This window comes from Peribacillus sp. FSL E2-0218, assembly GCF_037992945.1.
GTDB classification, from domain to species: domain Bacteria; phylum Bacillota; class Bacilli; order Bacillales; family DSM-1321; genus Peribacillus; species Peribacillus simplex_B.
In genome coordinates, this window is sequence record NZ_CP150304.1 from 672,242 (window position 1) to 698,983 (window position 26,742).

Sequence of the window (26,742 nt, forward strand, 5' to 3'; positions counted from 1 at the left end):
AGTGTCAGTTAGTGTGAGCATAGAAAAAGCACCTGGAGGAATCAATCATGTCAAACAAGGAATTGAAGAGAGGGCTGGAGGCACGTCACATTCAAATGATAGCCTTGGGCGGAACCATCGGGGTCGGGTTATTCATGGGATCGGCGAGCACGATCAAATGGACTGGACCCTCCGTAATGCTTGCTTATGCCATCGCAGGTATTTTTATTTTTTTCATCATGCGTTCCATGGGGGAAATGCTTTATATGGAGCCGACTACAGGTTCTTTCGCAACCTTTGCGAGCAGCTATATTCATCCATTGGCAGGTTATATGACTGCTTGGAGCAACTGGTTTCAATGGGTAATCGTCGGGATGTCCGAGATCATTGCCGTTGGCTTGTATATGCAGTACTGGTTCCCTGAGTTCCCTGCTTGGATTCCAGGTGTTGTTGCCATGATCATTTTGGGGGCTGCCAACCTCATATCCGTAAAATCTTTCGGTGAATTCGAATTTTGGTTCGCACTCATAAAAATCATTACGATTGTACTGATGATCATTGCTGGTATCGGCCTCATTTTCTTCGGAATCGGAAATGGAGGGGATGCCATTGGGTTATCAAATCTATGGTCAAACGGCGGCTTCTTCACTGGAGGCTGGAAAGGGTTTTTCTTTGCGCTTTCCCTAGTCGTAGCTTCCTACCAAGGAGTTGAGCTCATCGGCATCACGGCCGGTGAAGCAAAAGATCCTACGAAGACGGTTACAAAAGCAATTCAGTCAATCATATGGCGCATTTTAATTTTTTATATCGGCGCCATTTTCGTCATCGTAACGGTCTTTCCTTGGAATCAACTGGATGAGATAGGCAGTCCATTCGTTTCAACCTTTGCAAAGATAGGTATCACGGCAGCGGCAGGAATCATTAACTTTGTCGTGATCACGGCAGCGATGTCTGGCTGCAACAGCGGGATTTTCAGTGCAGGGAGAATGCTTTACACGCTAGCCCAAAACGGACAAGCACCAAAAATCTTTGCAAAAGTATCGAAAAGTGGCGTACCGGCCTATTGTACGATTGCCGTCCTATTAGGTTTGGGCATCGGCGTTATCCTGAACTACCTTGCACCGCCTCAAGTATTCCTTTATGTGTACAGTGCAAGTGTTTTACCTGGGATGATCCCATGGTTTGTCCTGCTCATCAGTGAGCTGAAATTCAGAAAGGTAAATGCCGCTGAAATGGAGAAACATCCCTTCAAAATGCCATTGGCCCCTTTCAGCAACTATGCGACGATCGCCTTTTTACTGATGGTTCTTGTCGGTATGTGGATCAATCCGAGCACCCGGATTTCCCTGCTTGTCGGGATCATTTTCCTCGCCTTGGTCGCAGCAAGCTATTACTTGCTGAAAATGGATAAACGAACGCCTTTACAGGATGACGATATTTAGGATAAGTCAATAAAAGCCCACTCTTCTAAAAGGGAGTGGGCTTGTTTGATGTCTGCCTGAAGCATGGGTTTGTAATTCAGGTGTAATCACCAAAGGAATGGAATTAAGAAAATCCAGATAATAATGTACATAATTTGTTATTGAGCTTATAGATCGAAAGTATTATAATGAAATTACAAATTCATTGATATTGGGTAACCGCAAGTTGCCTTTATATCCTGATTTTTATATTTATTTTACGTGATGAGATGGATAACTGGTAGGTAAAGCTGCTTAGTCATTAGCCCGTCATAAAATAGGCTGTGTATGAACTTGTACACAATTTATTTTATGATGGGCTTTTTTGTTTCCCTCCTTTCTTAATTGATATTCATATGTTTGAATCTTTTTCCAAAAATCGTTTGGCCATAATGATAATGACGCTAATATTAAAAATGGAGTGATAGGAATGCTGACGCACGAAGAAGTTATGAAAGCACTGAAACACGTCGAAGATCCCGAATTGCATAAAAGTATCGTGGATTTAAATATGGTAAAAAATGTTGAAATAAACGGTGCAAATGTCGAACTTGAAGTGGTATTAACGATTTCCGGATGTCCTTTAAAGGCAAGAATCAAAGAGGATGTCGAAAATTCCCTTAAAGGGATAGGCGCCTCAGAAGTGTCATTGACCTTTGGTTCCATGACACCAGAAGAACGTGCTGCATTGACGAAAACCTTGAAACAAAATGCTTCAACAGAGACGGGGATGCCCAACATGCTGCGGCCGGATTCAGGAGTTCAATTCATTGCTGTGACGAGCGGGAAAGGGGGCGTGGGGAAATCGACGGTGACCGTGAACCTTGCCACGGCCTTGGTTCGTATGGGTAAAAAAGTAGGCATTTTAGATGCTGATATATATGGATTCAGTATTCCAGCCATGATGGATGTGAAACAAAAACCGACCATGCTTGATAAAACGGCCATTCCAGTTAGTAGTAATGGTGTTAAAATTATGTCGATGGGATTCTTTACAGATAATAACAATCCGGTCATGTGGAGAGGGCCGATGCTCAATAAATGGATTCAAAATTTCCTTGCGAATACACACTGGGGTGAATTGGATTATCTTCTTTTGGATTTACCTCCGGGCACGGGAGATGTAGCGATTGATGTAGCCGCGATGATTCCTCAGGCTAGGGAAATCATCGTCACGACTCCGCATAATGTCGCCTCTTATGTTGCTTCCAGAGCAGGCGCCATGGCAAAACATACAAAACATGAAGTACTGGGTATCGTGGAGAATATGTCTTATTATGAAGAGCAAGACGGTTCTAGAAATTACCTTTTCGGAAAGGGCGGCGGTGATATGCTGGCCCGCCAGATTGATTCTGAAGTCATTGCCAGAATACCTTTTGCGAAGCGAGAGGAAAATAATCATTCCAATGTATATGATGAAGAATCGCTTACGGGAGAAATGTTTACGTCCCTAGCTGAAGACCTCATTCATAGAGAACAAGTCTTAAGGCACTGATTCTGCTTCAGTAAATATAGCAGAATGGTCAATGTATCACGCCACTGAAAAAGTATGGAATTCTTTAAGAAGAATATAATTTTAAGGATGATTTATGATATGAAACCAACGGTGGGGAAAAGGGAAATCCTGAAATTTGCGAACGGGCATATTGAACGTGCCGAGGATGTAATTGTCACAGAATATCCTGTTACGGTAAAAATCAATGAACAGGAATTCGTTACGATGGTCTGTACACCGGAATACATTGAAGATATGGTCATCGGCTACTTGGCATCTGAAGGGATCATCAAAAAATATGAAGAGATTAAAGACATTTGGTTTCAAGAAAAAGAAGGGTATGTACATGTGAAAATTGATAAGCTGAATCCTTATTATCAAAGCTTCCAGAACAAGCGTTACATTACATCTTGCTGCGGGATGAGCAGGCAAGGGTTCGTTTTTGTCAATGATGCTTTGACCGCCAAGAAAATGGATGATATCCGGGTGAAGATCTCCCCGGATGATTGCCTGCGTTTGATGAGGAACCTACAAGATTCAGCTACTATTTTTCAGGATACAGGAGGGGTCCATAACGCCTCCTTATGTGATGTGGAAGATTTCATGCTTAGCCGAATGGATATAGGAAGGCATAATGCGTTGGATAAAATATACGGCTACTGCTTGAAAAATGACATCCCGATCGGAAATAAGATTATTGTATTCAGCGGGAGGATTTCTTCGGAAATTTTATTGAAGGTCGCAAAAATTGGTTGTGAAATAATTCTGTCAAAATCCGCTCCAACCGAATTGGCGCTAGAGTTGGCAGAAGGCCTGGGAATTACGACAGTAGGCTTTATTCGAAATCGATCATTTAATATATATACATGTCCAGAACGAATTCTATAAATGAGGTAAAGAATAATATGATTTTCAATCTTATGGAAGAGAGCTGAGGATTGTGGAAGAAGTTATCTTGGATAAATTACAACGTCCGTTGAAAGACTTGCGTCTATCTGTCACGGATCGTTGTAATTTTCGCTGTCGCTATTGCATGCCAGAAGAAATCTTTGGGCCTGATTATCCTTTTTTAGCTTCGGATAAAATTCTGTCTTTTGATGAAATGGAGCGATTGACCCGTATATTTGTTTCTTTAGGTGTAACGAAAATACGTATTACAGGAGGAGAACCACTATTACGCAAGGATCTTCCAGAATTGATTCAACGTCTGAATTCGCTTGCTGGAGTAGAGGATATTGGCATTACGACGAACGGATCTCTTCTTAAAAAATTTGCCCCCCTCTTATTTGCTGCTGGGTTAAGAAGGGTGACAGTCAGCCTTGATTCCTTGGATGATGAACGTTTCACCCAGTTAAATGGAAACAGGAGCAAGGTCGGGAGAGTGTTGGAAGGCATTCAGGCAGCTTCTGACGCAGGGTTGAACGTGAAAGTGAATATGGTCGTCCAAAAAGGGAAAAACGATCAAGATATCGTACCAATGGCAAGATATTTTAAAGAAAATAAACATACACTTCGCTTCATCGAGTATATGGATGTAGGAAATTCTAATGGTTGGAGAATGGCGGAGGTAATGACCAAAAAGGACATTTTGGATCGAATTGGAAAAGTTATGCCGCTTGAACGAATCAAGCCGAATTATGTAGGGGAAGTGGCAACAAGGTATCGCTATTTGGACGGTGATCAAGAAATCGGAATCATCTCTTCTGTCACCGATTCATTTTGTTCCACCTGTTCAAGGGCTCGGGTTTCCGCTGAAGGAAAATTATATACATGTTTGTTTGCATCAAATGGTTATGATCTTCGTCATTTGCTCCGCTCTGAAGATTCGGATGAGGTGATTACCGATAAAATCACGGATATTTGGCATCATCGCGGTGATCGTTATTCTGACGAACGAGCAAGTGGAGAAAGTACAAAAAGAAGTTCAAAGGTAGAGATGTCTCATATTGGCGGATAAAAGCATCTTCCGCTTTAAATAGCTTCTTAACATACGAAGGAGGCAAATGATGAGCAACTTTTCACATTGGAATGAAGAAGGAAGACCTAAGATGGTCGATGTTTCCCAAAAGGAAATTACATCACGTACAGCTATTGCTCAAAGTACGATTGCGTTATCAAATGAACTATTCGATGCGATTGAAAACAAATTAATAAAAAAAGGCGATCCGCTCCAAATAGCACAGATTGCCGGAATCATGGCTGCTAAAAAAACAGCCGATATCATACCGATGTGCCATCCAATCATGCTGCAAGGAAGTAACTTTACCTTCCATTATCAAAAAAGTGACAAAGGCTATGATCTGATCATCCGAGCTACGGTGATTTGCAATGAGAAAACAGGAGTCGAGATGGAAGCATTAACTGCCGTATCCGTTGCTGCCCTTACCTTTTATGATATGTGTAAAGCCGTCGATAAAACCATGGTCATTAAGGAAACATTTTTAGTCCAAAAAACGGGTGGGAAAAGCGGGGACTTCTTTCATGAATGATGATTGCGATACGAATTTTTCATTATACTAAGTTATTAATATTGAAAAATAACTTCAACATCACCAGGCTCCGGCGTTGATGAAAGGGTGCTGCCGATATGGGTTGGACCTTTGAGAGATAAAATAAAGGATATTCGTGGGAAAGAAGGCGAGTTCGTTGATTGATCGTTATTCACGGCAACAGCTGTTCAAGCAGATAGGACCGAAGGGTCAGGAAGAAATCAGAAATAAGCATGTACTGATTGTTGGTGCTGGGGCATTGGGCAGTGCCGGTGCTGAAGCCTTAGTGCGAGCAGGTATCGGAAAGCTGACAATTATTGATCGAGATTATGTTGAATGGAGTAATTTGCAGCGCCAGCAGTTATACAATGAAACTGATGCAAAAGGACAAATTCCAAAAGCGGTAGCTGCCGGACAGCATCTGAAGAAAATCAATTCAGAAGTGGAAATCGAAGCGCTTGTATTGGATGCAAGACCGGGAAATTTGGAAGACTTGTTACGCGGCGTTGATGTCATGATAGATGGGACTGACAATTTTGACATTCGGTTCATTTTAAATGATCTTTCACATAAGTTAAACATTCCATGGATTTATGGTTCATGTGTAGGAAGCTACGGAGCCACGTACACGATCATTCCTGCCAGGACACCATGTTTGCAATGCATCCTGAAGAAGGTGCCGAGTGGCGGTGCTACATGTGATACAGCAGGGATCATTAGCCCGGCTGTGCAAATTGTTTCGGCTTATCAAATAGCCGAAGCGTTAAAAATTCTTGTCGGTGATTATTCATCGCTTAGAAACACGTTTTTGACATTTGATGTCTGGAGCAACCAGCATTACTCCATTAAATCAGGGAAAATCCAAAAAGAAGGCTGCCCAACCTGCGGAACGGCTAGAACGTTTCCGTATTTATCGTATGAAAACCAGACGAAAACAGAAGTATTATGCGGGCGGAATACCGTTCAAATCAGACCTGCCAAAAGTATTGAATATAGCTTCGATCAAATGGAAAACCGATTAAAAGCTCATGGAAAGGTTTCTAGAAATCCTTATTTATTGTCTTGCCAGCTTCAAAATCATCGCCTGGTTATATTTGGTGATGGACGTGTTTTTGTTCATGGAACGAATGATATCCAGCTCGCCAAAAATCTCTATTATCGTCTGTTGGGCTAATGGAAGGAGTGAAAGGTATGGTAGAAAAACGAACCCCGATTCCTATAGGAGAATGTGTACGTAAAGTAACGCAATACGCCAAGAATGGCGTGAAGGAATTGATTTCGCTTGAAAAGGCCTATGGCCGGTTTCTTGCAGAAGATCTGATAGCCGATCATAATGTGCCCTCATTCGATCGCTCGCCATATGATGGATTTGCCATTCGATACGAAGATACAAGAACTGCCACAACCCATCATCCCGTGTCATTGAAAGTGGTGGGCGAAATAGGTGCGGGTATGGTTTTTGATGGACAAGTCAGACCATTTGAAGCAGTCAGGATCATGACCGGTGCTCAAATTCCCGAGGGCTGCAGTGCGGTAATCATGCTTGAATTAGTGAAGGAATTCACGGAATCTAATCAGAAGTTCATTGAAATTAAACGTTCCCTCAACAAAGGAGATAACATCTCTTTTGAAGGAGAAGATACAACAAAAGGGACCATCTTGGCAAAAAGAGGTACCTACATCAATCCTGGCATTTCGGCACTATTGGCAACGTTCGGATATAGCAGGGTACCTGTTGCCCAAAAGCCTGTCGTAGGGGTCATAGCCACTGGAAGTGAACTGCTTGAAGTAAGTGAACAGCTTAAACCCGGAAAAATCAGGAATAGCAATGCCTATATGATGCTTTCGCAAATTGAAAGAGCCGGAGGGGACGTCAAGTATCTCGGGAAATTGAGCGATGATTTCGATAGTTGCTTCATGGCTGTCAAAAACGCCCTGGCCGATGTTGATATGCTTATTACTACCGGAGGTGTATCGGTGGGGGACTATGATCATCTACCGGCGATTTACGAAAAATTGGGAGCTACGGTCCTCTTTAATAAAGTGGCGATGCGGCCTGGAAGTGTAACGACGGTAGCGCAATTGAATGGGAAGCTATTATTCGGATTATCGGGCAATCCGTCTGCTTGTTACGTTGGATTCGAATTATTCGTTCGCCCTATGATCCGGATTCACTTATTCAATGATCGGCCACACCTCAAAAAAGAAGCGGCATCATTAGGAGAGGACTTTACGAAGCCCAACCCGTTTACCCGATTGATAAGGGGAACGCTTGCCTATGATAAAGGCAGGCTATTGGCTTCGCCTTCGGGTTTCAATAAATCTGGTGCCGTATCCTCTTTAGCTGGAGCGGATGTATTCATCGTCCTTCCAGGAGGCACGCGAGGGTATCAAAAGGGAATGGCTGTCGATGTTTTATTATTGGAAGACGTACAAGGCAGTGCATGGCCTTGGGATGACATTGTCCCATCATACAGGTCGTAGAACATTCATGAGGTGGTAAAAAAAGTGGAACGAACGATGTTTAAAATAGTCCGTGACCCCATATTTGCAGACGAGGTAACGAACCTGGTTTCCAGAAGGGAAGCAGGAGCCATTACGGTTTTCATTGGAACCGTCAGGGAATTGACCAAAGGGAGGAAAACGTTGTCCCTTGAATATCAAGCGTATGATTCAATGGCTGTAAAAATGTTGAGTCAAATCGGGGATGAAATCAAAAATAAATGGCCGGATGCCTTGGTTGCCATCACTCATAGAATAGGCAAGTTGGAAATAACGGATATAGCCGTTGTTATCGCTGTTTCTTCCCCACACCGGAAAACAGCGTACGAAGCGAATGAATATTGCATAGAACGAATTAAACAAATCGTCCCCATTTGGAAAAAGGAATTTTGGGAAGACGGGACGAAGTGGATTGGAAATCAATTAGAGACCGCTGAATATCCGGAAGGAAAGCCGAGTAAGGAGTGATAAGAAATGATTACAGTTTTATTTTTTGCGGAAATAAGGGAAGTAATCGGATTAGATCGGATAATAATAAAAAAAGATCGGATAACCGTTTTGCAACTAAAACAATATTTTGAAAGCAAGTATCCGCTTTTATCTTTCGAGCCATTCATGACAGCCATTAACGAAAGCTTCGTAACAGATGAGGAAATGATAAAAGATCAAGATACAGTTGCCTTTATCCCCCCGGTAAGCGGTGGATGAGAACCTATCAAAAACCATGTACCAGGAAAGGGTTGGTGCAATTTGGATTTTATGAAACGTGAATAGTCGGGAATTCTTATTGAGCTTACTTATGTAAAGTATTATAATGAAATATGAAGAAACGTATAAGGAAATCATTGATATGAGGTACGACAACTTGCCGTCATATCCTGTTTTTCTTTTAATATTGTGGTGAGATGGATTACAAGTAGATAAAACTGCTTAGTTATTAGCCCGCCATAAAATAGAATGTGCATGACTCGTGCACACTCTATTTTATGGCGGGCTTTTTTGATTTTTTTAGAATAGGAGATTTTAAAATGGCAGAAACAGTCCGAGTGAAAATTAATGGACAGCAACATGAAGTGAAACAGGGGACTCGAATTCTAGATTATCTTTTGGAGATGGAAATAGAGCATCCACATATTTGTTATTCAGAAGTATTAGGGCCCATTCAAACGTGTGATACGTGTATGTGCGAAATTGACGGGAAAATCATGAGAGCCTGTTCCACGGAAATCGAGGCTGGGATGAATATATTAACTTCTTCAGAATTGGCCAAGGCTTCACAAATGGAAGCAATGGATCGCATTTTGGAGAACCATTTACTTTATTGTACGGTTTGTGATAACAACAACGGAAATTGCCGTGTTCATAACACAGCCGAATTATTGGAAATTGAACATCAAACCCGCCCATATCGGGAAAAAGGATATGAGGCGGATATGTCACATCCATTTTACCGATACGATCCGGATCAATGTATTCTTTGTGGTCGTTGCGTGGAAGTTTGCCAAGACCTGCAGGTCAATGAAACCCTATCCATTGACTGGGAACGTGAGATTCCACGTGTCGTGTGGGATGACGGCAAATCGATCAATGAATCTTCTTGTGTTTCTTGCGGACAGTGCGCCACCGTTTGTCCGTGTAACGCATTGATGGAAAAATCGATGTTGGGCGAAGCTGGGCTCATGACAGCCATTCCAAAAGATTTATTAGACCCTATGGTTGACTTAATTAAAGAGGTCGAACCGGATTATAAAACCATTTTTGCCCTATCGGAAGTGGAAGCGGCCATGCGTGATACACGTACAAAAAAAACAAAAACGGTTTGTACCTTTTGTGGCGTAGGATGTTCATTCGAGGTTTGGACAAAAGGACGGGAAATCTTAAAAGTGGAACCAACTGAAAATAGTCCTGTCAACAGCGTTTCAAGCTGTGTGAAAGGGAAATTCGGATGGGACTTCGTAAACAGTGAACAACGGCTTACAACGCCTTTGATCCGAAAAGGCGATGCATTTGTCCCTGCTACATGGGATGAAGCCTTAACATTGATTGCGGGAAAAATGGGTGCATTTAAACAAACCTACGGAGGGCATGCGCTTGGCTTTGTAAGCTCCTCTAAAACAACAAATGAAGACGCCTATCTTATGCAAAAGCTAGCCCGTCAAGTATTTGAATCAAACAACATTGACAACTGTTCAAGATACTGTCAGTCTCCTGCCACGGATGGATTGCTTTCGACAGTAGGATATGGAGGCGATTCCGGTACGATCAAAGATATCGCTAGTGCAGGCCTTGTCATCATCATTGGTGCCAACCCGACTGAAGGTCATCCGGTGTTGGCTACTCGGGTAAAACGTGCCAAGAAATTACACGGACAAAAATTAATCGTTTCGGACCTTCGAAAACACGAAATGGCCGAGCGCTCCGATTTGTTTCTGCATCCAAAACAAGGAACGGATTATGTATGGATAACGGCCATTGCTAAGTACATCATCGATCAAGGCTGGCATGATGAAGCATTCATTGAAAAACATGTAAATCAATATAGTGAGTATGCTGGGCTTTTAGAAACATACACACTTGAATATGCAGAAGAAATAACAGGCCTTCCAAAAGAACAGCTTATTGAAACAGCCAAAATGATTCATAAAGCGGATGGAACGTGTATTTTATGGGGAATGGGCGTCACACAAAACGTTTCGGGATCTCATACATCAGCAGCCATCGCTAACCTTTTATTGGTAACAGGGAACTTTGGCCGCCATGGTGCAGGGGCCTATCCTCTTCGTGGCCATAATAATGTGCAAGGTTCATGTGACATGGGTACCCTGCCACAGTGGCTTCCAGGAAATCAACGTCTATCGGATGACATGGCGCGAGAAAAGTTTGAACAATCATATGGAGTGAGTATTTCTGATAAGCCAGGGCTAACAAACATTGAAATGTTAGAAGCAGTGGAGAATGGTGAATTAAAAGCGATGTATCTAATGGGAGAGGATATGGCCTGGGTGGATTCAAATTCCAATCATGTACATGAAACGCTTGGCAAGTTGGAATTCTTTGTCGTCCAAGATATCTTCTTAACGAAAACGGCTCAATTTGCAGATGTCGTTTTACCGGCAGCTCCTTCGTTGGAGAAAGATGGTACATTCACGAATACGGAGAGACGCATTCAACGTCTGTACCGTGTGCTTGATCCATTAGGCGACTCCAAACCGGATTGGTGGATCATTCAGCAAGTGGCAAAATATATGGGTGCCAATTGGAACTATGATCATCCAAGCGAAATCATGGATGAGATTGCCAGCCTGTCGCCGCTATTTGAAGGGGTATCGTATGAACGGCTTGAAGGATGGAAAAGTTTAATGTGGCCCGTGAAAAAAGATGGTACGGATGAGCCTCTTCTTTATACGGACCATTATAACTTCCCGGATGGAAGAGCTCGTTTTTCTCTTGTCGAATATGTGCCGCCTATTGAATTTGCACAGGAATTTGATCTTACGTTGAATAACGGGAGACTTTTGGAACATTTCCATGAAGGAAATATGACTAACAAATCCAAGGGGCTTCAGTATAAATTGCCTGAAGTATTCGTAGAGGTTTCACCGGAACTTTCCAAAGAACGCGGTATTAAGGACGGTTCTTTAGTACGTCTTGTGTCACCATATGGTGCCATCAAACTTCGGGCAGTGGTGACGGATCGAGTGCAAGGAAAAGAGCTATATGTACCGATGCATTCAGTAAGCCATGAAAATGCGATTAATCTATTAACTGGAAGCATTGGCGATGTTCGAACACAAACACCAGCGTATAAACAGACAAAAGTGAAAATGGAATTAATTAATGTCAAGGGCAGCAAACCGCTTCCTTTATACAACCCTCGGTATGCTAAGCGAAATCCACAGCTCGGTGTGCAGGTTGAACGTAAATGGGATCGTGAAGATTATGAGCCGATTGCAGACCTGAATATAACAGCAGATAGAAAGTGATAGGGGGTAACATGTAATGGCAAAACCAATTACGAAAATAGAAGAACCAGTGTTTACTGAAAAAGAAAAGCAAAGCCAGGAGCTTGATAACGTTTTGCAGGATATATCGCGAAATTCCGATGGGATTAAAGAAACCATCAAACTGCTCCAGGAACTCCATGATAGTGGAATTCTTGGGGCAATCAATAATTTGGTTGAGGCAAAAGAAGATGTAGCTAAAATTGCAGTAGGGCAAATGTTGCGTCCGCCTGTAACTAATGCGCTCAATAATGCGATGGCTGCCGCTGGAGTATTGACAGAATTGGACCCTGAGACAACACAAAAATTAGTGGGGGGCTTATCAAAAGGGCTTCAAAGAGCAGAGGAAGGATTCCGGGCAAACAAAAAAGTCGGTGTTTTTGATTTAGTGAAGCTGCTAAGAGACCCCGATGTGAATCGAGTTATGAGGTTTACTATTGATTTAGTGAAGGGGCTGGGTGAAGGCCTGAAAAAATAACTAAATGAGTGCAAAGGACTTGTTCAATTTCTCTTTTGCCTTATTAGGAAGGTCCGCATTCCTGCCGGTAAATAGTATGATTTCTGGGGACGAAGTACAGAATGAATGTACAATGGTCGATCCTTATTCCTCGTCGGGCATCCCTAACTTTTCGATAGCTAAAAACGTTCTGTATCAGAAAAAAAATGAAACTGCTCTAGTACATGCCCATGGACTTTTTATTTTGGAACTCTTTGGGTATGTTCTTTATTTCATATGATCCATGAAACGACAGTAGGCAGGACAACATTAGAAAAATGAAAGTGAATGAAAGGAAAAAATCATGTAGGAGTGGTATTACGAAGATGGGGGATACAGATGGTTGAATCAGCTGGAAAATCGTTGATCAAACTTTATCAAATAGTATTGAATATCGCATTAATTATTCTTAGTTTTATCCTTACTTATTTTCTTTTTAGAGAACTATATTACATTTTAAGTGATATCTTGCTGGAGAATGGTGATGTTCATGGAACGTTCAGTAAGATTTTGGTTTTTTTCCTTTATTTCGGATTCATTTCAATGATTTTAACGTATTTTAAAGAAAGTCACCATTTCCCGCTAAGATACCTTTTATATATCGGAATTACAGCGACGATCCGGTTCATTATAGTGAATAATGGGAATTCATTTCAAAATTTATGGCTGTCCCTCGTAATTCTCATGCTCACAATCAGCTATATACTATTACCTTCACCAGAAGGACAAAAAATTAAAAGATTCAGAAGGGAGATATCGTGATATGGAACATCAATTTAATATGTTAATTCGTGAGATACGTAAAGAATATGTAGGAAATGGACCAAAAGAGATTCATACACGTTTTGTAGACAATTGGGCAATTAGTGAGATGAAAGGCAATTTGACGAATGTAGAGAATTTTATGATCAGCTCAAGAGATGGACAAAGGATGGTCCATGAAGCAAGAACAAAATTAGTAAAGCAAATTTATAAAAATCCCACGGTCCTGAAAAAAATCGAGGATTTGGTGAATGCAAAAATTGTGAGCATCTTTACAGATATTGATTTGGACATAGATACAGCGATGACGATTTATGTATTTGATAAGCCTGTTCAAGGTTAACTAAAAAAATTCCCATCAAAAATATCTCTTTTGTGCGTAAGGGATATTTTGAGTTGTCCAGATATAGTTTTTGAGAAGGAAATGATTCAACTACCGAATGAAGGCGGAGAGGCAATGGATATAAAAAAAATGATAGAGATGACGGAGAAAACCGAAATCGGGATTGAGTCACTTGTTTCGAAAGTGAATAACGACTTTATAAAACTTTATAAAGAAAAAAACATTGAAAGTTACATTGATACTCTAAACGACATGTTAGAGTTAGCGGTTCAGCTGGAATTTGATTTTGTTTTGAAATATTTTGGTGCAGTTCCTATCGCCGCTGCCCATGAAAGATTTCAATTTCAAGAAATATTTAAGTGTTTAGGCACGAGAAAAAGTAATAAAGATTGGTATTTACATTTATTTGCATTGTTTTTAGGGATACCTTCCGTTTTTCGGTTGGATAGCAAGGAAATTGAGAGGAGTTTCTTTGAAACCAAAAATCAACTTCTTAAGAGGTACTAGGTATTAGAGTACGAAAATCATTATTACTAGTCAAAGTAGGAGGATACATGTTCCAAGCGTTTCTAACACCCGTACTGTTGTCAATTAAAATCACGATGATATCTGGTGCAGCTGTAATTATTTTAGGTACTTTAGCGGGGAGACTGCTGTCACTTAATAATTTTAAAGGAAAAGTTATAGTAGAGACGATCTTAATGCTTCCATTGGTCCTACCTCCCTCGGTTGTGGGATTCTTAATGCTGATTGCGTTGGGAAAGAAGAGTGTGGTGGGGGAAGCACTGGAATTGGTTTTTAGGCAATCGATTCTATTTACATGGTGGGGCGCTGTTCTCGCATCCATCGTTGTGGCATTTCCCTTAATGTACCAGTCAGCAAAGATTGGATTTCAGGGAATAGATCATGAAATTGAAGCTGCTGCAAGAGTATTTGGGGCAAATGAATGGCAAGTTTTTTTCCTGATTTCACTTCCCTTGGCTTCTAGAGCGATCATTTCCGGAAGTGTTTTAAGCATGGCCAGAGCACTGGGCGAATTCGGTGCTACCTTGATGGTCGCCGGGAACATACCGGGAAAGACGCAAACGGTACCGACAGCCATATATGTGGCCATTGACACTGGAAATATGACGCTAGCTTGGCTATGGGTTCTTTTAATGGTAGTCCTATCGTTTATCATGTTATTTCTAGTACAAATCAAACAGAAGTGAAATAGGATTTCCTCTATTTATTAATGAGGCGAAGTTCTGAAGTGAAAGACCAGTAGTGCGGATCTAACCTGGCTCTTTTCCGCATGGCAAAGTTGAAATGCCTGTTCCATCCAGTGACGTAAGGTCATTATCGAAACATCGTGCACCAGGTTAAGGATCGCTCCATGAATGATGGGCAATGCTGCCAGGATAACCTATTTGGAGAGTTTTTCCCTTCACTCGCTGCAATCTGTTTTTGTATGGAGTGCAGCCCTCTACCAATATCCCAAAAGGATCCATCCCCTGTTCTTTACTTCCCTTGAAATCCACTCCGCTCAAGGTAATGAATATATTTCGTAATTTGGCGGATCGTTCAATTTAGACTTTTGCAACCGTCCTTCATTAATTAATTCCTGTAACATGTTTTCGATGACATCAGGCTTTACACCAAATAGATCAGCAATCTTTACGGTAGAGAGGGCTGTGTATTTTGGTTTTTTAGCTGAAGAAATAATCATATTATGTACCCGCTGAAATAAAATTTCTTTTTCCACTATTCAAACCCTTCGTTCGTCATAATTACAAAACATAATCCCTTCTAAGATTACCCCTTTTATCGTTTTCTTATGCCCTTATCATGATACAGTAACCCACACACCTAACTATAAGGAAATGGGTGTTTTGAATACCGTGAACGGGCTGCTGGAAAAACGTGTTGATGTAGGGGTGATTGCCGTTCAACAGCTCAATCAGCCTAATATGCATAATACAATCAAGAATGGGATGAATGCTTTTAACTTTCTTGGCCAATTGAATCCTGAGCAGTTACAAACGGTACTGAATGGAGTGAGTCACGGCTTGGAAAAATTGGCAGAGAATATAGATAAAGATGAAAAAGTGAGCTTATGGCAACTAGGAAATAGTATTAGAAATCCGGAAATAAGAACCTCCCTGTCGACGATGTTAGGCTTTTTGGAAGGAATGGGGGAGGCATTCCAAGGAGATAAGCGAGAGTTACACTAAAAAGGAGCATGGTAAAGTGGAAAATGGATTTCTTAAAGTGGAAAATGGATTTCTTAAAGTGGAAGATATGAGAGATGAGAATGATGTTAATAAAGTTCTTCATGCACTGAATGAAGTCTGGGGTGTAAGGGATGTTGAAGTAAGCTTGGCAAACAAGCTGGCTACATTTAGTTATGATGAGAAAGCAGCCTCTCCAATTGATTTTCTTCAGGCTGTGAAAGATACGGGATTCGACATGAAAGAAGAGTAGCCATCTTCATCGAATCTGGTTATAAAGGAGAGATGGACAATGAAAGTATGTGAAGTATGCGGTGCAAAAGAGGAATTAGATCAAGACGGTAATGGTCAAGAACAAATGAGGATCCTTCATTTATGTGAAACCTGCAGAACCGAGCGCAGGTTCGCATCCCGATCCTTTATTGAGCAAACATAATCAAAATCTGATACCTTGTTCTCGATTCAGGGGACAAAGCGAAAATAGAGTTGAATAACGCATTGATGAATGAGATCGAGACTGAATGGCGGATAAGAATTTTGGATGAAGCTGAAATGGATTTAATAGATGGGAAAGAGCAGAAATGTTAATTTAACAGCATTTCTGCTCTTTCCATTTTATGTTGTTTTAATGAAAACCTCATCTGTCAGCGGTGGCGGACCGAATATCCTCTTACCTTCATAGGAAATTTTCATATTAATTCATACTTTACTTATTTGATTTATAAGATTAAAATCGGATAAACAAGATTATAAGATGGGCTGATTGGACAACCGAAAGCTCCTGAGCGCGATAAGCGAGCAGGGGCTATTTGTGTTCATTTTAAAAAAAGGAGCCGAAGGCATGAATATTGATCATATTGAAGCTTTTATGTATGTCGTTCACTTTAATAGCTTTCATAAAGCCGCAGAGGCGATGTTTTTATCACAACCAACCGTATCGGCAAGAATTAAGACGCTTGAAGGGGAACTCGATACAGAACTATTCGAAAGGCAAGGGAGGGGAATCATTTTAACCGAAAAAGGGAAAGCCTTCATTCCATTTGCGGAGCAAATCATCCGCACCTTCCAACAAGGGAAAAAGCAGCTGAAGGCAGGAAGTGATTTGGAGGAAATAACGATTGGGGCCAATATCATTACATCGCAATACTTTATTCCGTTCGCGCTTCCTCTTTGGAAAGAGAAAAACCCAGATTTACGCTTTAAATTCATATCAGCAACAAATGAGGAATTAATGGATAAATTGCTTCGGAAACAGGTTGATATAGCCTTCATGAAAGATGTTGCACATAGTGGGCTGCAAAATCATAAGACGCTTGATAATTCGATTCGATTAGTCGTATATCCGGGACATCCTTTTCAAGTTCAAACCGAGCTTTCTGTGCAGACATTAGCAATGGAGCCGCTCGTGTTTTTTGAGTGTGGTGCGTTTGACTGGAATCAGGTTCATAAAATATTTGAAGTCTCTAACGTGGAGCCGCGGTTTGAATTTCAGGTTAATCACCTCGAAGTGGCGAAATCATTGATTGTTAGCGGAAGCTGTATCGGGTTTTTGCCGTATTTATGCATTAAAAAGGAGTTGGAAGAGGGTACGTTGGTTGAAGTGGATGTATCCCATTTAATCAAGATCAAGCAGCACATCTATCTTACTCACTTAAATCAGGGGTTGGAGGCTCCTTTATTATGGAATGACATCCTTTTTTCCATACAGGAATTTGAACAAAACCATCATCCTTCACCGTTATAATCGAATCGATAGATATTTTCTATCGATGCCATATTTTTTTCTATTGGTAAAACCATTGCCATCCGCATGTTCTGGTGATAGGATATACAAAATCAATTAATCGTATAAATTAACTCGGAATTAAAGCGGAGGAGAGAAAATATGAGTTATACGCTTGGCATTTTAGATCAGAGTCCGATATTTCCCGGTTCTACAGCAGTTGATGCATTACAGCAAACCATCAACCTGGCTAAGCATGCAGAAGAGTGGGGGTATAACCGTTTCTGGGTTTCGGAACATCATCATGCCGAAACCTTGGCGGGATCCTCACCGGAGGTATTGATATCGCATCTTTTAGCCCAAACCCATTCGATTCGAGTAGGGTCGGGAGGTGTCATGCTTCAGCATTATAGTCCGTATAAAGTGGCGGAAAACTTTCATGTGCTATCAAATCTTTCACCTGGCAGAGTGGACCTTGGCATCGGAAAGGCACCCGGGGGACTCCCATTATCCACGAAGGCGCTGCAGCATGGTACCGTGAATGATGGAAAAGATTTTGAAGAGAGGTTATCTTTCTTGCAAGAAATAATTGAAAATTCGATCAATGATACCCACCCTCTTGCAGGCGTTCAAGCGACCCCGCTTCCGTCCATAAAACCTGAAATGTTCCTGCTTGGTGCCAGTGCTGACAGTGCGAGGCTAGCCGCCAACCTTGGTATCGCCTATGTATTTGCCCGATTTATCAATAGCAATGAGACTGTACTCGATGATGCTGCACGCATTTACCGGAGCATCTTTCCGACTGGGAGCTTTAAGGTATCGGTTGCCGTGATTGCCGCTCCTTCACAGCAAGAAGCAACCCAATTAATCGGTGATCAAAAGATAGTGAAAGTCCATCTCAGAAGCGGTCGTTCAGTGACGGTCCAAACACTCGAGCAAGCGGAAATATTCGGGAAGCAGGCTGGGGAATCATACGAAATTGAAGAACAGGAATCCACTATCATTGCCGGGACTCCCACATACGTAAAAGAACAGTTAACAAATTTACATGAAAAGTACGGGGCAGATGAGTTCATCTTGCATACGCCGGTTTTAAAAGAAGCAGAAAGATTACGATCTTTCCAATTATTGAGTCCGCTCCAATTAGCCTTACCTGAAGGGAAACACGTAACGAGCCCAAGTTGATTTCTTCACTCACAGGGATGTAAAAGCAAAAAAGAATAAAAGGGGGAGTATGGATGTCTGAGCGGAGAAAGTTGAAATTAGGAGCGCTTATTCATGGAGTTGGAGGAAGCATATCTGGTTGGAGGCATCCTGACATTCAAGCAGATGCCAGTGTCAGTATCGAATTTTATACGGAGCAGGCTCGGAAGGCCGAAGAGGGAAAGTTTGATTTATTATTCATCGCTGACGGTTTATATATCAACGAGAAATCGATTCCCCATTTCTTGAATCGATTTGAGCCACTTACTCTTTTGTCCGCACTTTCAGCTGTGACGACAAGGATAGGGCTTGTCGGTACTGTTTCAACTTCGTATAGTGAGCCATTTACTGTAGCAAGGCAATTCGCTTCACTTGATCATATCAGTCATGGACGAGGGGGATGGAACCTTGTTACTACGCCTCTTGAGAGTACAGCCTTGAACTATAGCAAAACCATTGAAGAACATCCCGATCATGCCAAACGGTACCGGATTGCTTCAGAATATATCCAGGTCACTAAAGGCTTATGGGATTCATGGGAGGATGATGCGTTTATCCGGGATAAAAAGTCGGGTAAGTTTTTTGAGCCTTCAAAAATGCACCAATTAAATCATAAAGGAGAATTCTTCTCTGTACAGGGACCGCTTAACATTGCTCGATCCAAACAGGGGCGTCCGGTCATTTTCCAAGCTGGATCATCCGAAGACGGCAAAAATCTTGCTGCCAAAGATGCGGATGCAATCTTTACGGGTCATCCAACTTTGGAAGAGGCGCAGAAGTTTTATCAAGATGTTAAAAAAAGGGCCATTGCATTCGGGAGAAACCCTGATGATATCGTCATCCTTCCGGGTATCGCCCCGATCATCGGTGCAACTGATGAAGCGGCAGAGAACAAATATCAAGAACTTGCTAATCTTGTTTCCGTCGATAAGGCGCTCGATTACTTGGGACGGTACTTTGATCATCATGATTTTACGCAATATGATGTGGATGCCCCTTTCCCGGATCTCGGGGACATCGGAAAAAACAGTTTCCGAAGTACGACCGATCGAATTAAGCAGGAGGCCAAGGAGAAACATTTGACGCTCCGACAAGTGGCCCTTAATGAAGCTACACCCCGTACTCCCTTTATTGGAACTCCAGAGAAAGTGGCGGATTTGATCCAGCAATGGTTCGAAGAGAAGGGTGCGGACGGATTCATCTTTGCTTCAAGTGTCCCGAACGCTTTGAATGACTTTGTTCTCCATGTGGTTCCCATCCTTCAACAAAAGGGGATATATCGTACTGAATATGAAGCAGATACATTAAGGGGCAACCTGGGGCTTCCGTTCCCGGAAAATCGTTATGCGAAAGAAAAAATCAATCAATAATCAAGGAGGAATATGAAATGGGAGAACAGCTATCTGTCGTCGTTTGGTCAAAACAAGGCTGCCACTATTGCGAGGATGTTAAACAATACTTAAAGGAAAAGGACATTGCGTATCAAACGGTGGATGTTACCAACCAGGATGAACGGCGCGATATTTTAGAAATCAAATATGGCGTCCGGTATGTGCCCATTATTGAAATCGGGCGGGGGAACGTCTATGAGGCCGTTACAGAAGTCGGCATCCCCCATCTTGAAAAAGCACTTGACCGGTACCATCACAAAAATCCAGCATTTTAACCTAGATTCCTGAATCAGCAGCAGATAGAAAGGTCTTGAACAGGTGAATGAATAAATCGCGATATAATTCCGACTATTCTTGTTTGGATAATAAACTATGGAGATGGGGGATGAATCATGTCACAGCTAATCCGTCTTGCTACTGTTACGGATGCCTCTGAAGTGCTGGGGGTCACGCTTAGGGCGTATGAACCGATTAGGGATTTGAATATTAAATTTTTGGCTGCGACGGCTGATCTGCAGTTAGTGACGAATAATATTCGGCGGAATCTCACTTACGTATTAGAACGGGATGGCCAAATTGTTTCGACCGTGACCGTTCGCCATCCATGGAATGATCCTGAGCACTTCAGTCCCTACCCCTTCATTTGGTGGTTTGCGGTAGATCCCTTGTATAAGCAAAAAGGCATCGGGTCAGCTTTGTTAACTTGGGTGGAAGAAAATATGCTTCGGGATCTGGTGAAAGCGCCGGCTGTCTATTTGGCGACAGCCGATCGCCACCCTTGGCTTGTATCCATTTATGAAAGAAGAGGCTATGAGATTTTTGCCGAACGAGTTCACGATGGCGAAAAGATTGTCTACCTTCGTAAAATTCTTGATGAAACGCTGTACCGCATCATTGAAAATAAAGAACCATTGGTTAGTCATTAAAAATGTCGGGGGAAATTGAGATGAAAAAAATATTATTTTTGGTGATGGCACTGCTGCTGACTGTTTTAGGAGCTTGCTCTTCGAAAGAAACAACGAGTACAGCAAAATCAAATGCAGGTGATACAGAAAATAAAAAAGTTCAGAAAATCATTGTAGGAACAGGCACGCAATTCCCGAATATTTGCTTTTTGGATAAGAACGGGAAGCTGACAGGATATGATGTCGAGTTGGTCCGCCAAATCGATGAAAAGCTCCCTGAATATGAATTTGAATTTAAAACGATGGATTTTTCTAATCTTTTATTAAGTTTAGAGACGAATAAAATCGATTTCGTTGCTCATCAAATGGAAGTGAATGATGAACGAAAAGAGAAATTCCTCTTTAATAAGGAGCCATATAATGTCTTTCCCTTACAGGTTACCGTTCATAAGGACAACAATGATATTCATTCCATTAAAGATCTAAAAGGGAAAAAAGCGATAGTGAGTGCAACGAGCAATTCAGCCGTATTTCTTGAAAAGTACAATAAAGAAAATAATGCCGGCATTGACATCATTTATTCAGGCCAAGGTGCCGATGATACGAAGAATCAAATCAAAACGGGCCGGGCCGATGCCACCATCACGACACCATTTGCAGTCGACTTCTTGAATGAACAAGCAGATGCACAGCAAAAGGTCGTAGGTGAACCTCTCCTTAATTCAAAGGTATACTTTTTGCTAAGAAAGGATGAAACGCCTTTACAGAAGAGAATTGATGAAGCACTTGTGGAGCTGAAAAAGGAAGGGGCAGTGAGCGAACTTAGTAAAAAGTGGCTGGGTGCTGATTATTCAGTCGGATTTTAATTAGATTGTCGTAAGCGCGGAGGTGCTAAAGCATGGGGAAATCATTCGATCTTTCTTTAATAGTCGATTTCGTACCGACTTTAATCCATTATCTAGGGGTTACGTTACAGATCCTGGCAGCCTCGGTTTCATTAGGGATGATCCTTGGGATAGCGGCTGCCATCCTGAGGGTATTCCGTATCCCGGTATTGAATCAATTTGTCATATTGTATATTTCCTTCATTCGGGGAACTCCTATTTTAATCCAATTATTTCTAGTGTTTTATGGGCTTCCTGCCATCCTTTTATTCGTTAACATCGATATTTCAAGAATGGAGGCTCTGTATTTTGTCATTATTACGTATGCACTGAGTAATGGGGCGCATTTTGCGGAGATTTTTCGAGGGGCGATAAAGGCTGTCGATCATGGGCAAACGGAAGCAGCCTATTCAGTGGGGATGAATAATAGCCAAAGTTTTTTTCGGATCGTGCTTCCACAGGCAATACGGATCGCTTTTCCCAATATCGCTAACGCCATCATCGGATCATTGAAGGATACCTCTCTTGCCTTTACCATCGGTGTGATGGATATGATGGGGAGAGGGGAGACATTGATTGCTGCAACGGCACACGGTCTCGAAGTCTACCTCTCCTTATCCATCATCTATTATGCAGTCGTGCTACTGTTCGAGAAAATATTTAGATGGTATGAAAATCGCATCAACCGGCATCAGGCAGTCCATGTGTCTGCTGCTGGATAACAAAAGGAGGAGGGAAGGTTTTGACGATTGATATTCTATTTATCTGGACTGCTTTCAAGGAGATTTTGAAGGCACTTCCCACTACGCTTTTCTTGACGATTATTCCTCTTTTTGCAGGTTTTCTAATCGGTCTCGCCGTTGCCTTGATCAGGATTTATAAAGTGAAATATTTAGCTGGAGTGGCGAATGGATATGTTTCTTTCTTTAGAGGAACGCCGATCATCATGCACATCATGCTCATTTATTTCGGTTTTCCGCTATTGATCGATCTAATTTCCGCGAAATTCGATTGGGGCATTCAATCTAATTCCATCCCAATCAGTTTATTCGTCCTGACCGCCCTATCGTTGAGTGCGGGTGCTTATTTATCGGAAATATTCAGGTCCGGAATCATCAGTGTCTCCACTGGACAAATGGAGGCAGCTTATTCCATAGGCATGAATACCTTTCAAGCGATGACACGCATCGTTTTGCCTCAGGCAATGGCCCAATCCATTCCGAATTTCACGAATATTTTCATTGGATTCCTGCATACGTCATCGATCGCTTTCATTGTCTCCCAAAAGGAAATGACAGGTGCAGCCAATATAGTTGCATCCACCAATCTGAAATTTTTGGAGTCTTTCATCGCCGCTGGTTTGATTTACTGGGGTCTCACAATCATTGCGGAGGGACTTTCGTTTTTCATCGAGAAAAAAGCCACTGCCTATAATCGAGGAGGAGTACAATGATTTATTTAAAAGATATAAAAAAATCATTTAACCGGCAGCCCGTCTTAAAAGGAATCAATTTGAAGGTAGGCAAGGGTGAAGTAGTGACCATCCTTGGACCTAGCGGATCTGGAAAAACGACCTTGCTTAGGTGCTTGAACTTTCTGGATAAACCAGATGAGGGCATTGTTCAAGTGGGAAATATACAGGTGAAGTCCACGAAGGCGACCAAAAGGGAAATCTTGTCCCTGAGGAGACAATCGGCGATGGTTTTTCAGCATTATAATTTATTTGCTCATAAAACCGTTTTGGAAAACGTGATGGAAGGATTAATTGTTACAAAAAAATATAAGAAGGCGGATGCGAAACGAGAAAGCGAGCTTTTATTGGAGAAAGTAGGGTTGGGAGATAAGCATAACGATTTCCCTTCGCAATTGTCAGGCGGCCAACAGCAACGTGTGGGCATTGCCAGGGCCCTTGCTTTAAATCCGGAAGTCATCCTATTTGATGAGCCAACATCGGCACTTGACCCTGAACTCGTCGGAGAGGTTCTATCGGTGATAAAAACCATTGCCCAGGAAGGCATCACGATGGTGATTGTAACCCATGAAATGAGTTTTGCCAAAGAGGTATCCGATCGAGTTCTCTTCATGGACGGCGGGATCATCGTGGAAGAAGGCTCTCCGCTTGAAATTTTCAATGCTCCCAAAGAAGAACGAACACGACAATTTTTAAACAGGATATCAAGGGATATTCCTATACCGTATTTAGAAGAAAAAGCTAATTGAAGGAAGGGGCCAAGGGGAGATGACTAATCCAATTGTAGTCAATGAATTAATTGAAGAAGACAAAGAGAAGGTCCGCCGCTTATTGGTTGAAAGTTATCAGCAGTATGAATTTGAATATTCGAACCCGGAGGCTTGGGATGGATATTTGAAGAATATTCAATCCTCCGTGGATAATCCACTTGTTGATAAGGTATTGGTTGCAAAGTGCCAACAGGATATCCTTGGTACATTACAGCTTTTTCAATCATCTGAAAAGGCATATGAAAAGCCTGAACTTGGAATTTCTTCACCAATCATTCGGTTGCTGGCCGTTCATCCCCAATCAAGAGGGCGCGGTATCGCACAGGAATTATTAAAAGCTAGTGTACAGTATGCAAAATCGCAAGGGGCGTCCAGTTTGTACCTGCATTCTACCGACAAGATGCATAAAGCCATTAAATTATATGAATGGTTTGGCTTTAAACGGGATGAAACGAAGGAATTCCAAAATCATGATATTTTAGTGAAATGCTATCGCTTGGATTTATAAAAGGAAGGAGGCGTCTGTATGGGGCGAGAGTTGGAAAGCCGTTTAATAGCGATACGGCGTCATTTACATCAACATCCCGAGTTATCGAATGAAGAATTCGAAACGACAAAGTCGATTCGAAAGTGGCTTGGGGAAGAGGCTATAGAAATCCGGCAGACAGGATTGAAAACAGGTGTTTTCGCAGATATAAAGGGTGGGAAACCCGGACCGACGATAGCGATAAGGGCGGATATCGATGCGCTCCCGATCGAGGAGCAAACCGGTCTTCCATTTGCTTCAAAAGTAAAAGGAGTGATGCATGCCTGCGGGCACGACTTCCATACCGCAGCTGTCATTGGCGCTGCTTACCTGTTGAAAGAATATCAACCGGAGCTGAGCGGAACCGTGCGCTTGCTTTTTCAACCAGCAGAAGAGTTGGGCGGCGGTGCTGCTTACGTGATAAAAGACGGCCAAATCGACAATGTCGCGGCCATAATCGGACTGCATAATAAACCGGATTTACCTGTCGGGACCATAGGGATAAAAGAAGGAGCGCTAATGGCGGCAGTGGACCGTTTTCAAATTGTGCTTCAAGGCAAGGGCAGTCATGCGGCGATCCCTCAAAGTGGAAATGATCCGATAGCAGCGGGAGCCCAGCTTATTACCGCCCTGCAAACTATCGTCAGCAGAAATGTATCTCCGCTGGAAAGTGCGGTGGTGAGCGTGACGAGGATAACAGGTGGAAGCACATGGAATGTAATTCCGGGTGAGGTCACACTTGAAGGAACGATCCGGACTTTTGAGTCGGCAATACGGGAGGAAGTAAAGCAGAAATTTCATTCGATCGTAAATAATATCGCGGCCGCTTTTTCACAGGAGGCTGTGATTGACTGGTTTCCAGGGCCACCTGCGCTTCATAACCATCCAGCTATTACAGAGATGGCACGCAGTTCCGCTTTGGGGCAATCATTAGGTGTAATCGATCCAGAACCTTCAATGGCTGGGGAGGATTTCGCTTACTATCTTCAACATATTCCCGGTACTTTTGCCTTTTTTGGTACGAACGGAAACGAAGACTGGCATCACCCAGCCTTTACGGTTGATGAAAAAGCGATAATGAAAGCCGCCTATTTTTTATCTGAAAGTGCCAAGGATTTATTGTGTAAACATGGAGAGTGGTGAAGGCAGGATTTGCCGAGCACATTTGGGGAAAGGCTTTGTACGTTGGATTGAAGATTCTATAAGGTGAGGGCAAAGAAATGAGAGACAAGGAGGACCCCTGTCTCTGACATTCTTTCTTCTTATTGGCATACATAACTTTTACTAGAATGAGAAGGGACATTTCAGCAGCTGCATCATTTTTAAAACGATTACCCTTTTCCTGCTTGGAATCCGGGATATTTGGTCATTCCGCCATCAGCGTATAAGGTCATGCCCGTTACGTAGCTTGATTCAGCTGAGGCTAGCCAAGCAGCACAAGCGGCAATCTGTTCCGGTTTTCCGATATATCCCATTGGAATTAAGTCGATGACCTCTTGTTTAGCTTTTGGATCATTGAACTTCTCGGCATTGATGGGTGTATCGATGGCGCCAGGGGATATGTTATTGATGCGAATCCCTTTAGGGGCGTATTCAAGTGCAAGGGTTTCCGTCATCATCTTCACTCCGCCTTTACTTGCTGCATAGTGGACAAAATGAGGCCAAGGGATCCGATCATGAACGGAGGACATGTTAATGATACTCCCTTTAATGTCATGATCCAGCATATAGCTGATCGCTTCCCTGCTTGCCAGGAACATCCCGGTTAGATTTACATCAATGACCTTTTGCCAATCTTCAAGTGTCAATTTTTCACTTGGCACTTCATTTTCAATACCGGCATTGTTGATCATGATGTCGATTGTCCCGAACGTATCGACCGCAAATGAAAGCAGTTCCTTAACATCCGCTTCCTTCGAAACGTCGCCTTGGATCGCTGCCGCTTTGCCGCCCGCTGCTTCGATCGTTTGGATGATATCCTTATGATCGTCATTTTCAGTGTGATAGTTCAAGACTACATGTGCCTTTTCCTTACCGAACCTCTCGGCCATGGCTTTTCCTAGCCCTTTTGCCGCCCCGGTGATGACGACGACTTTTTTCTCTAAATCTTTATACATGTTATATCACTCCTT

Annotated in this window: 31 protein-coding genes; 29 read left to right on the forward strand and 2 right to left on the reverse strand. The window is 42.3% G+C overall.

The window, feature by feature from the left end; translation table 11 throughout:
* Nucleotides 1-47 precede the first annotated feature (47 nt).
* From MHI53_RS03185 to modB, 15 genes are all read left to right on the forward strand, one after another.
* Nucleotides 48-1,421: an amino acid permease gene (locus tag MHI53_RS03185; protein WP_340372739.1), complete on the forward strand. Its 1,374-nt coding sequence runs from the start codon at nucleotides 48-50 to the stop codon at nucleotides 1,419-1,421.
* Nucleotides 1,422-1,869: 448 nt separating this feature from the next.
* Nucleotides 1,870-2,934 (forward strand): P-loop NTPase, encoded by a 1,065-nt coding sequence (locus MHI53_RS03190; RefSeq protein WP_340372740.1) that lies wholly within the window; start codon nucleotides 1,870-1,872, stop codon nucleotides 2,932-2,934.
* 99 nt (nucleotides 2,935-3,033) lie between these two features.
* Entirely contained in the window at nucleotides 3,034-3,822 is a 789-nt protein-coding gene (gene fdhD / locus MHI53_RS03195) for a formate dehydrogenase accessory sulfurtransferase FdhD (RefSeq protein ID WP_340372741.1), read from the forward strand.
* A gap of 52 nt (nucleotides 3,823-3,874) precedes the next feature.
* On the forward strand, nucleotides 3,875-4,891 hold the full coding sequence (moaA, locus tag MHI53_RS03200; RefSeq protein ID WP_061143597.1) for a GTP 3',8-cyclase MoaA: 1,017 nt from the start codon (nucleotides 3,875-3,877) through the stop codon (nucleotides 4,889-4,891).
* Nucleotides 4,892-4,940: 49 nt separating this feature from the next.
* Nucleotides 4,941-5,423, forward strand: coding sequence for a cyclic pyranopterin monophosphate synthase MoaC (gene moaC / locus MHI53_RS03205; protein WP_340372742.1), 483 nt, complete (start codon nucleotides 4,941-4,943; stop codon nucleotides 5,421-5,423).
* Nucleotides 5,424-5,580: 157 nt separating this feature from the next.
* Nucleotides 5,581-6,597 carry a MoeB/ThiF family adenylyltransferase gene (locus MHI53_RS03210; RefSeq protein ID WP_340372743.1) on the forward strand — a complete coding sequence of 339 codons (1,017 nt, stop codon included), beginning with the start codon at nucleotides 5,581-5,583 and terminating at the stop codon, nucleotides 6,595-6,597.
* 17 nt (nucleotides 6,598-6,614) lie between these two features.
* Nucleotides 6,615-7,907, forward strand: a complete 1,293-nt coding sequence (gene glp / locus MHI53_RS03215) for a gephyrin-like molybdotransferase Glp (protein ID WP_340372744.1) — start codon at nucleotides 6,615-6,617, stop codon at nucleotides 7,905-7,907.
* Between the two features lie 24 nt (nucleotides 7,908-7,931).
* Nucleotides 7,932-8,393, forward strand: a complete 462-nt coding sequence (locus MHI53_RS03220) for a molybdenum cofactor biosynthesis protein MoaE (protein WP_061143593.1) — start codon at nucleotides 7,932-7,934, stop codon at nucleotides 8,391-8,393.
* Between the two features lie 6 nt (nucleotides 8,394-8,399).
* Nucleotides 8,400-8,633, forward strand: coding sequence for a molybdopterin converting factor subunit 1 (gene moaD / locus MHI53_RS03225; RefSeq protein WP_061143592.1), 234 nt, complete (start codon nucleotides 8,400-8,402; stop codon nucleotides 8,631-8,633).
* A 320-nt stretch (nucleotides 8,634-8,953) separates the two neighbouring features.
* On the forward strand, nucleotides 8,954-11,908 hold the full coding sequence (gene fdhF, locus MHI53_RS03230; protein WP_061143591.1) for a formate dehydrogenase subunit alpha: 2,955 nt from the start codon (nucleotides 8,954-8,956) through the stop codon (nucleotides 11,906-11,908).
* Between the two features lie 16 nt (nucleotides 11,909-11,924).
* Nucleotides 11,925-12,404: a DUF1641 domain-containing protein gene (locus tag MHI53_RS03235; RefSeq protein ID WP_061143590.1), complete on the forward strand. Its 480-nt coding sequence runs from the start codon at nucleotides 11,925-11,927 to the stop codon at nucleotides 12,402-12,404.
* 357 nt (nucleotides 12,405-12,761) lie between these two features.
* Nucleotides 12,762-13,184: a phosphate-starvation-inducible protein PsiE gene (locus MHI53_RS03240; RefSeq protein WP_340372745.1), complete on the forward strand. Its 423-nt coding sequence runs from the start codon at nucleotides 12,762-12,764 to the stop codon at nucleotides 13,182-13,184.
* Between the two features lies 1 nt (nucleotide 13,185).
* Nucleotides 13,186-13,527 carry a DUF2294 domain-containing protein gene (locus MHI53_RS03245; protein ID WP_061143588.1) on the forward strand — a complete coding sequence of 114 codons (342 nt, stop codon included), beginning with the start codon at nucleotides 13,186-13,188 and terminating at the stop codon, nucleotides 13,525-13,527.
* 114 nt (nucleotides 13,528-13,641) lie between these two features.
* Entirely contained in the window at nucleotides 13,642-14,034 is a 393-nt protein-coding gene (locus MHI53_RS03250; protein ID WP_340372746.1) for a hypothetical protein, read from the forward strand.
* Between the two features lie 47 nt (nucleotides 14,035-14,081).
* Nucleotides 14,082-14,738 (forward strand): molybdate ABC transporter permease subunit, encoded by a 657-nt coding sequence (modB, locus tag MHI53_RS03255; protein ID WP_061143587.1) that lies wholly within the window; start codon nucleotides 14,082-14,084, stop codon nucleotides 14,736-14,738.
* A gap of 314 nt (nucleotides 14,739-15,052) precedes the next feature.
* Here the strand turns inward: modB and MHI53_RS03260 are convergent, their stop codons facing one another.
* Entirely contained in the window at nucleotides 15,053-15,271 is a 219-nt protein-coding gene (locus MHI53_RS03260) for a hypothetical protein (RefSeq protein WP_061143586.1), read from the reverse strand.
* A gap of 136 nt (nucleotides 15,272-15,407) precedes the next feature.
* Here MHI53_RS03260 and MHI53_RS03265 point away from each other — a divergent pair, with 136 nt between their 5' ends.
* The 14 genes from MHI53_RS03265 (at nucleotide 15,408) to MHI53_RS03330 (ending at nucleotide 25,753) form a co-directional block, all read left to right on the forward strand.
* Nucleotides 15,408-15,740 (forward strand): DUF1641 domain-containing protein, encoded by a 333-nt coding sequence (locus MHI53_RS03265; RefSeq protein ID WP_260320295.1) that lies wholly within the window; start codon nucleotides 15,408-15,410, stop codon nucleotides 15,738-15,740.
* A 16-nt stretch (nucleotides 15,741-15,756) separates the two neighbouring features.
* Entirely contained in the window at nucleotides 15,757-15,990 is a 234-nt protein-coding gene (locus MHI53_RS03270) for a heavy metal-associated domain-containing protein (protein WP_340372747.1), read from the forward strand.
* A 39-nt stretch (nucleotides 15,991-16,029) separates the two neighbouring features.
* Nucleotides 16,030-16,173 carry a hypothetical protein gene (locus tag MHI53_RS03275; protein ID WP_185113127.1) on the forward strand — a complete coding sequence of 48 codons (144 nt, stop codon included), beginning with the start codon at nucleotides 16,030-16,032 and terminating at the stop codon, nucleotides 16,171-16,173.
* Between the two features lie 405 nt (nucleotides 16,174-16,578).
* Nucleotides 16,579-17,481, forward strand: a complete 903-nt coding sequence (locus MHI53_RS03280; protein WP_061143632.1) for a LysR family transcriptional regulator — start codon at nucleotides 16,579-16,581, stop codon at nucleotides 17,479-17,481.
* A gap of 141 nt (nucleotides 17,482-17,622) precedes the next feature.
* Nucleotides 17,623-18,645 carry an LLM class flavin-dependent oxidoreductase gene (locus tag MHI53_RS03285; RefSeq protein WP_061143584.1) on the forward strand — a complete coding sequence of 341 codons (1,023 nt, stop codon included), beginning with the start codon at nucleotides 17,623-17,625 and terminating at the stop codon, nucleotides 18,643-18,645.
* Between the two features lie 53 nt (nucleotides 18,646-18,698).
* The gene (locus MHI53_RS03290; RefSeq protein WP_340372748.1) at nucleotides 18,699-20,033 is read left to right on the forward strand and encodes an LLM class flavin-dependent oxidoreductase; all 1,335 of its coding nucleotides are present in this window, start codon (nucleotides 18,699-18,701) and stop codon (nucleotides 20,031-20,033) included.
* 17 nt (nucleotides 20,034-20,050) lie between these two features.
* Entirely contained in the window at nucleotides 20,051-20,329 is a 279-nt protein-coding gene (locus MHI53_RS03295; protein ID WP_061143582.1) for a glutaredoxin, read from the forward strand.
* 117 nt (nucleotides 20,330-20,446) lie between these two features.
* The gene (locus tag MHI53_RS03300) at nucleotides 20,447-20,980 is read left to right on the forward strand and encodes a GNAT family N-acetyltransferase (protein ID WP_340372749.1); all 534 of its coding nucleotides are present in this window, start codon (nucleotides 20,447-20,449) and stop codon (nucleotides 20,978-20,980) included.
* A 20-nt stretch (nucleotides 20,981-21,000) separates the two neighbouring features.
* The gene (locus MHI53_RS03305) at nucleotides 21,001-21,825 is read left to right on the forward strand and encodes a transporter substrate-binding domain-containing protein (protein ID WP_061143580.1); all 825 of its coding nucleotides are present in this window, start codon (nucleotides 21,001-21,003) and stop codon (nucleotides 21,823-21,825) included.
* Nucleotides 21,826-21,857: 32 nt separating this feature from the next.
* A complete protein-coding gene (locus tag MHI53_RS03310; RefSeq protein ID WP_340372750.1) occupies nucleotides 21,858-22,565 on the forward strand; it encodes an amino acid ABC transporter permease in 708 nt (235 codons plus the stop codon).
* 20 nt (nucleotides 22,566-22,585) lie between these two features.
* A complete protein-coding gene (locus tag MHI53_RS03315) occupies nucleotides 22,586-23,296 on the forward strand; it encodes an amino acid ABC transporter permease (protein WP_061143578.1) in 711 nt (236 codons plus the stop codon).
* Complete coding sequence (locus MHI53_RS03320; protein ID WP_061143577.1) at nucleotides 23,293-24,063, forward strand: amino acid ABC transporter ATP-binding protein; 771 nt, start codon at nucleotides 23,293-23,295, stop codon at nucleotides 24,061-24,063. Before MHI53_RS03315 ends, MHI53_RS03320 begins: the two co-directional genes overlap by 4 nt.
* Nucleotides 24,064-24,082: 19 nt before the next feature.
* Nucleotides 24,083-24,592: a GNAT family N-acetyltransferase gene (locus tag MHI53_RS03325; protein ID WP_061143576.1), complete on the forward strand. Its 510-nt coding sequence runs from the start codon at nucleotides 24,083-24,085 to the stop codon at nucleotides 24,590-24,592.
* An 18-nt stretch (nucleotides 24,593-24,610) separates the two neighbouring features.
* Complete coding sequence (locus MHI53_RS03330) at nucleotides 24,611-25,753, forward strand: amidohydrolase (protein WP_061143575.1); 1,143 nt, start codon at nucleotides 24,611-24,613, stop codon at nucleotides 25,751-25,753.
* A 188-nt stretch (nucleotides 25,754-25,941) separates the two neighbouring features.
* On the opposite strand, the gene MHI53_RS03335 is transcribed toward MHI53_RS03330, so the two are convergent.
* Nucleotides 25,942-26,727, reverse strand: coding sequence for a glucose-1-dehydrogenase (locus MHI53_RS03335; RefSeq protein WP_340372751.1), 786 nt, complete (start codon nucleotides 26,725-26,727; stop codon nucleotides 25,942-25,944).
* Nucleotides 26,728-26,742: the final 15 nt, after the last annotated feature.

Bases quoted from the DNA above. Each gene is read 5' to 3' on its own strand.
- MHI53_RS03185 (WP_340372739.1), top strand. From the start codon at position 48: ATGTCAAACAAGGAATTGAAGAGAGGGCTGGAGGCACGTCACATTCAA.
- MHI53_RS03190 (WP_340372740.1), top strand. From the start codon at position 1,870: ATGCTGACGCACGAAGAAGTTATGAAAGCACTGAAACACGTCGAAGAT.
- fdhD (WP_340372741.1), top strand. From the start codon at position 3,034: ATGAAACCAACGGTGGGGAAAAGGGAAATCCTGAAATTTGCGAACGGG.
- moaC (WP_340372742.1), top strand. From the start codon at position 4,941: ATGAGCAACTTTTCACATTGGAATGAAGAAGGAAGACCTAAGATGGTC.
- glp (WP_340372744.1), top strand. From the start codon at position 6,615: ATGGTAGAAAAACGAACCCCGATTCCTATAGGAGAATGTGTACGTAAA.
- moaD (WP_061143592.1), top strand. From the start codon at position 8,400: ATGATTACAGTTTTATTTTTTGCGGAAATAAGGGAAGTAATCGGATTA.
- fdhF (WP_061143591.1), top strand. From the start codon at position 8,954: ATGGCAGAAACAGTCCGAGTGAAAATTAATGGACAGCAACATGAAGTG.
- MHI53_RS03235 (WP_061143590.1), top strand. From the start codon at position 11,925: ATGGCAAAACCAATTACGAAAATAGAAGAACCAGTGTTTACTGAAAAA.
- MHI53_RS03240 (WP_340372745.1), top strand. From the start codon at position 12,762: ATGGTTGAATCAGCTGGAAAATCGTTGATCAAACTTTATCAAATAGTA.
- MHI53_RS03245 (WP_061143588.1), top strand. From the start codon at position 13,186: ATGGAACATCAATTTAATATGTTAATTCGTGAGATACGTAAAGAATAT.
- MHI53_RS03250 (WP_340372746.1), top strand. From the start codon at position 13,642: ATGGATATAAAAAAAATGATAGAGATGACGGAGAAAACCGAAATCGGG.
- modB (WP_061143587.1), top strand. From the start codon at position 14,082: ATGTTCCAAGCGTTTCTAACACCCGTACTGTTGTCAATTAAAATCACG.
- MHI53_RS03275 (WP_185113127.1), top strand. From the start codon at position 16,030: ATGAAAGTATGTGAAGTATGCGGTGCAAAAGAGGAATTAGATCAAGAC.
- MHI53_RS03280 (WP_061143632.1), top strand. From the start codon at position 16,579: ATGAATATTGATCATATTGAAGCTTTTATGTATGTCGTTCACTTTAAT.
- MHI53_RS03285 (WP_061143584.1), top strand. From the start codon at position 17,623: ATGAGTTATACGCTTGGCATTTTAGATCAGAGTCCGATATTTCCCGGT.
- MHI53_RS03290 (WP_340372748.1), top strand. From the start codon at position 18,699: ATGTCTGAGCGGAGAAAGTTGAAATTAGGAGCGCTTATTCATGGAGTT.
- MHI53_RS03295 (WP_061143582.1), top strand. From the start codon at position 20,051: ATGGGAGAACAGCTATCTGTCGTCGTTTGGTCAAAACAAGGCTGCCAC.
- MHI53_RS03300 (WP_340372749.1), top strand. From the start codon at position 20,447: ATGTCACAGCTAATCCGTCTTGCTACTGTTACGGATGCCTCTGAAGTG.
- MHI53_RS03305 (WP_061143580.1), top strand. From the start codon at position 21,001: ATGAAAAAAATATTATTTTTGGTGATGGCACTGCTGCTGACTGTTTTA.
- MHI53_RS03310 (WP_340372750.1), top strand. From the start codon at position 21,858: ATGGGGAAATCATTCGATCTTTCTTTAATAGTCGATTTCGTACCGACT.
- MHI53_RS03320 (WP_061143577.1), top strand. From the start codon at position 23,293: ATGATTTATTTAAAAGATATAAAAAAATCATTTAACCGGCAGCCCGTC.
- MHI53_RS03325 (WP_061143576.1), top strand. From the start codon at position 24,083: ATGACTAATCCAATTGTAGTCAATGAATTAATTGAAGAAGACAAAGAG.
- MHI53_RS03330 (WP_061143575.1), top strand. From the start codon at position 24,611: ATGGGGCGAGAGTTGGAAAGCCGTTTAATAGCGATACGGCGTCATTTA.
- MHI53_RS03335 (WP_340372751.1), bottom strand. From the start codon at position 26,727: ATGTATAAAGATTTAGAGAAAAAAGTCGTCGTCATCACCGGGGCGGCA.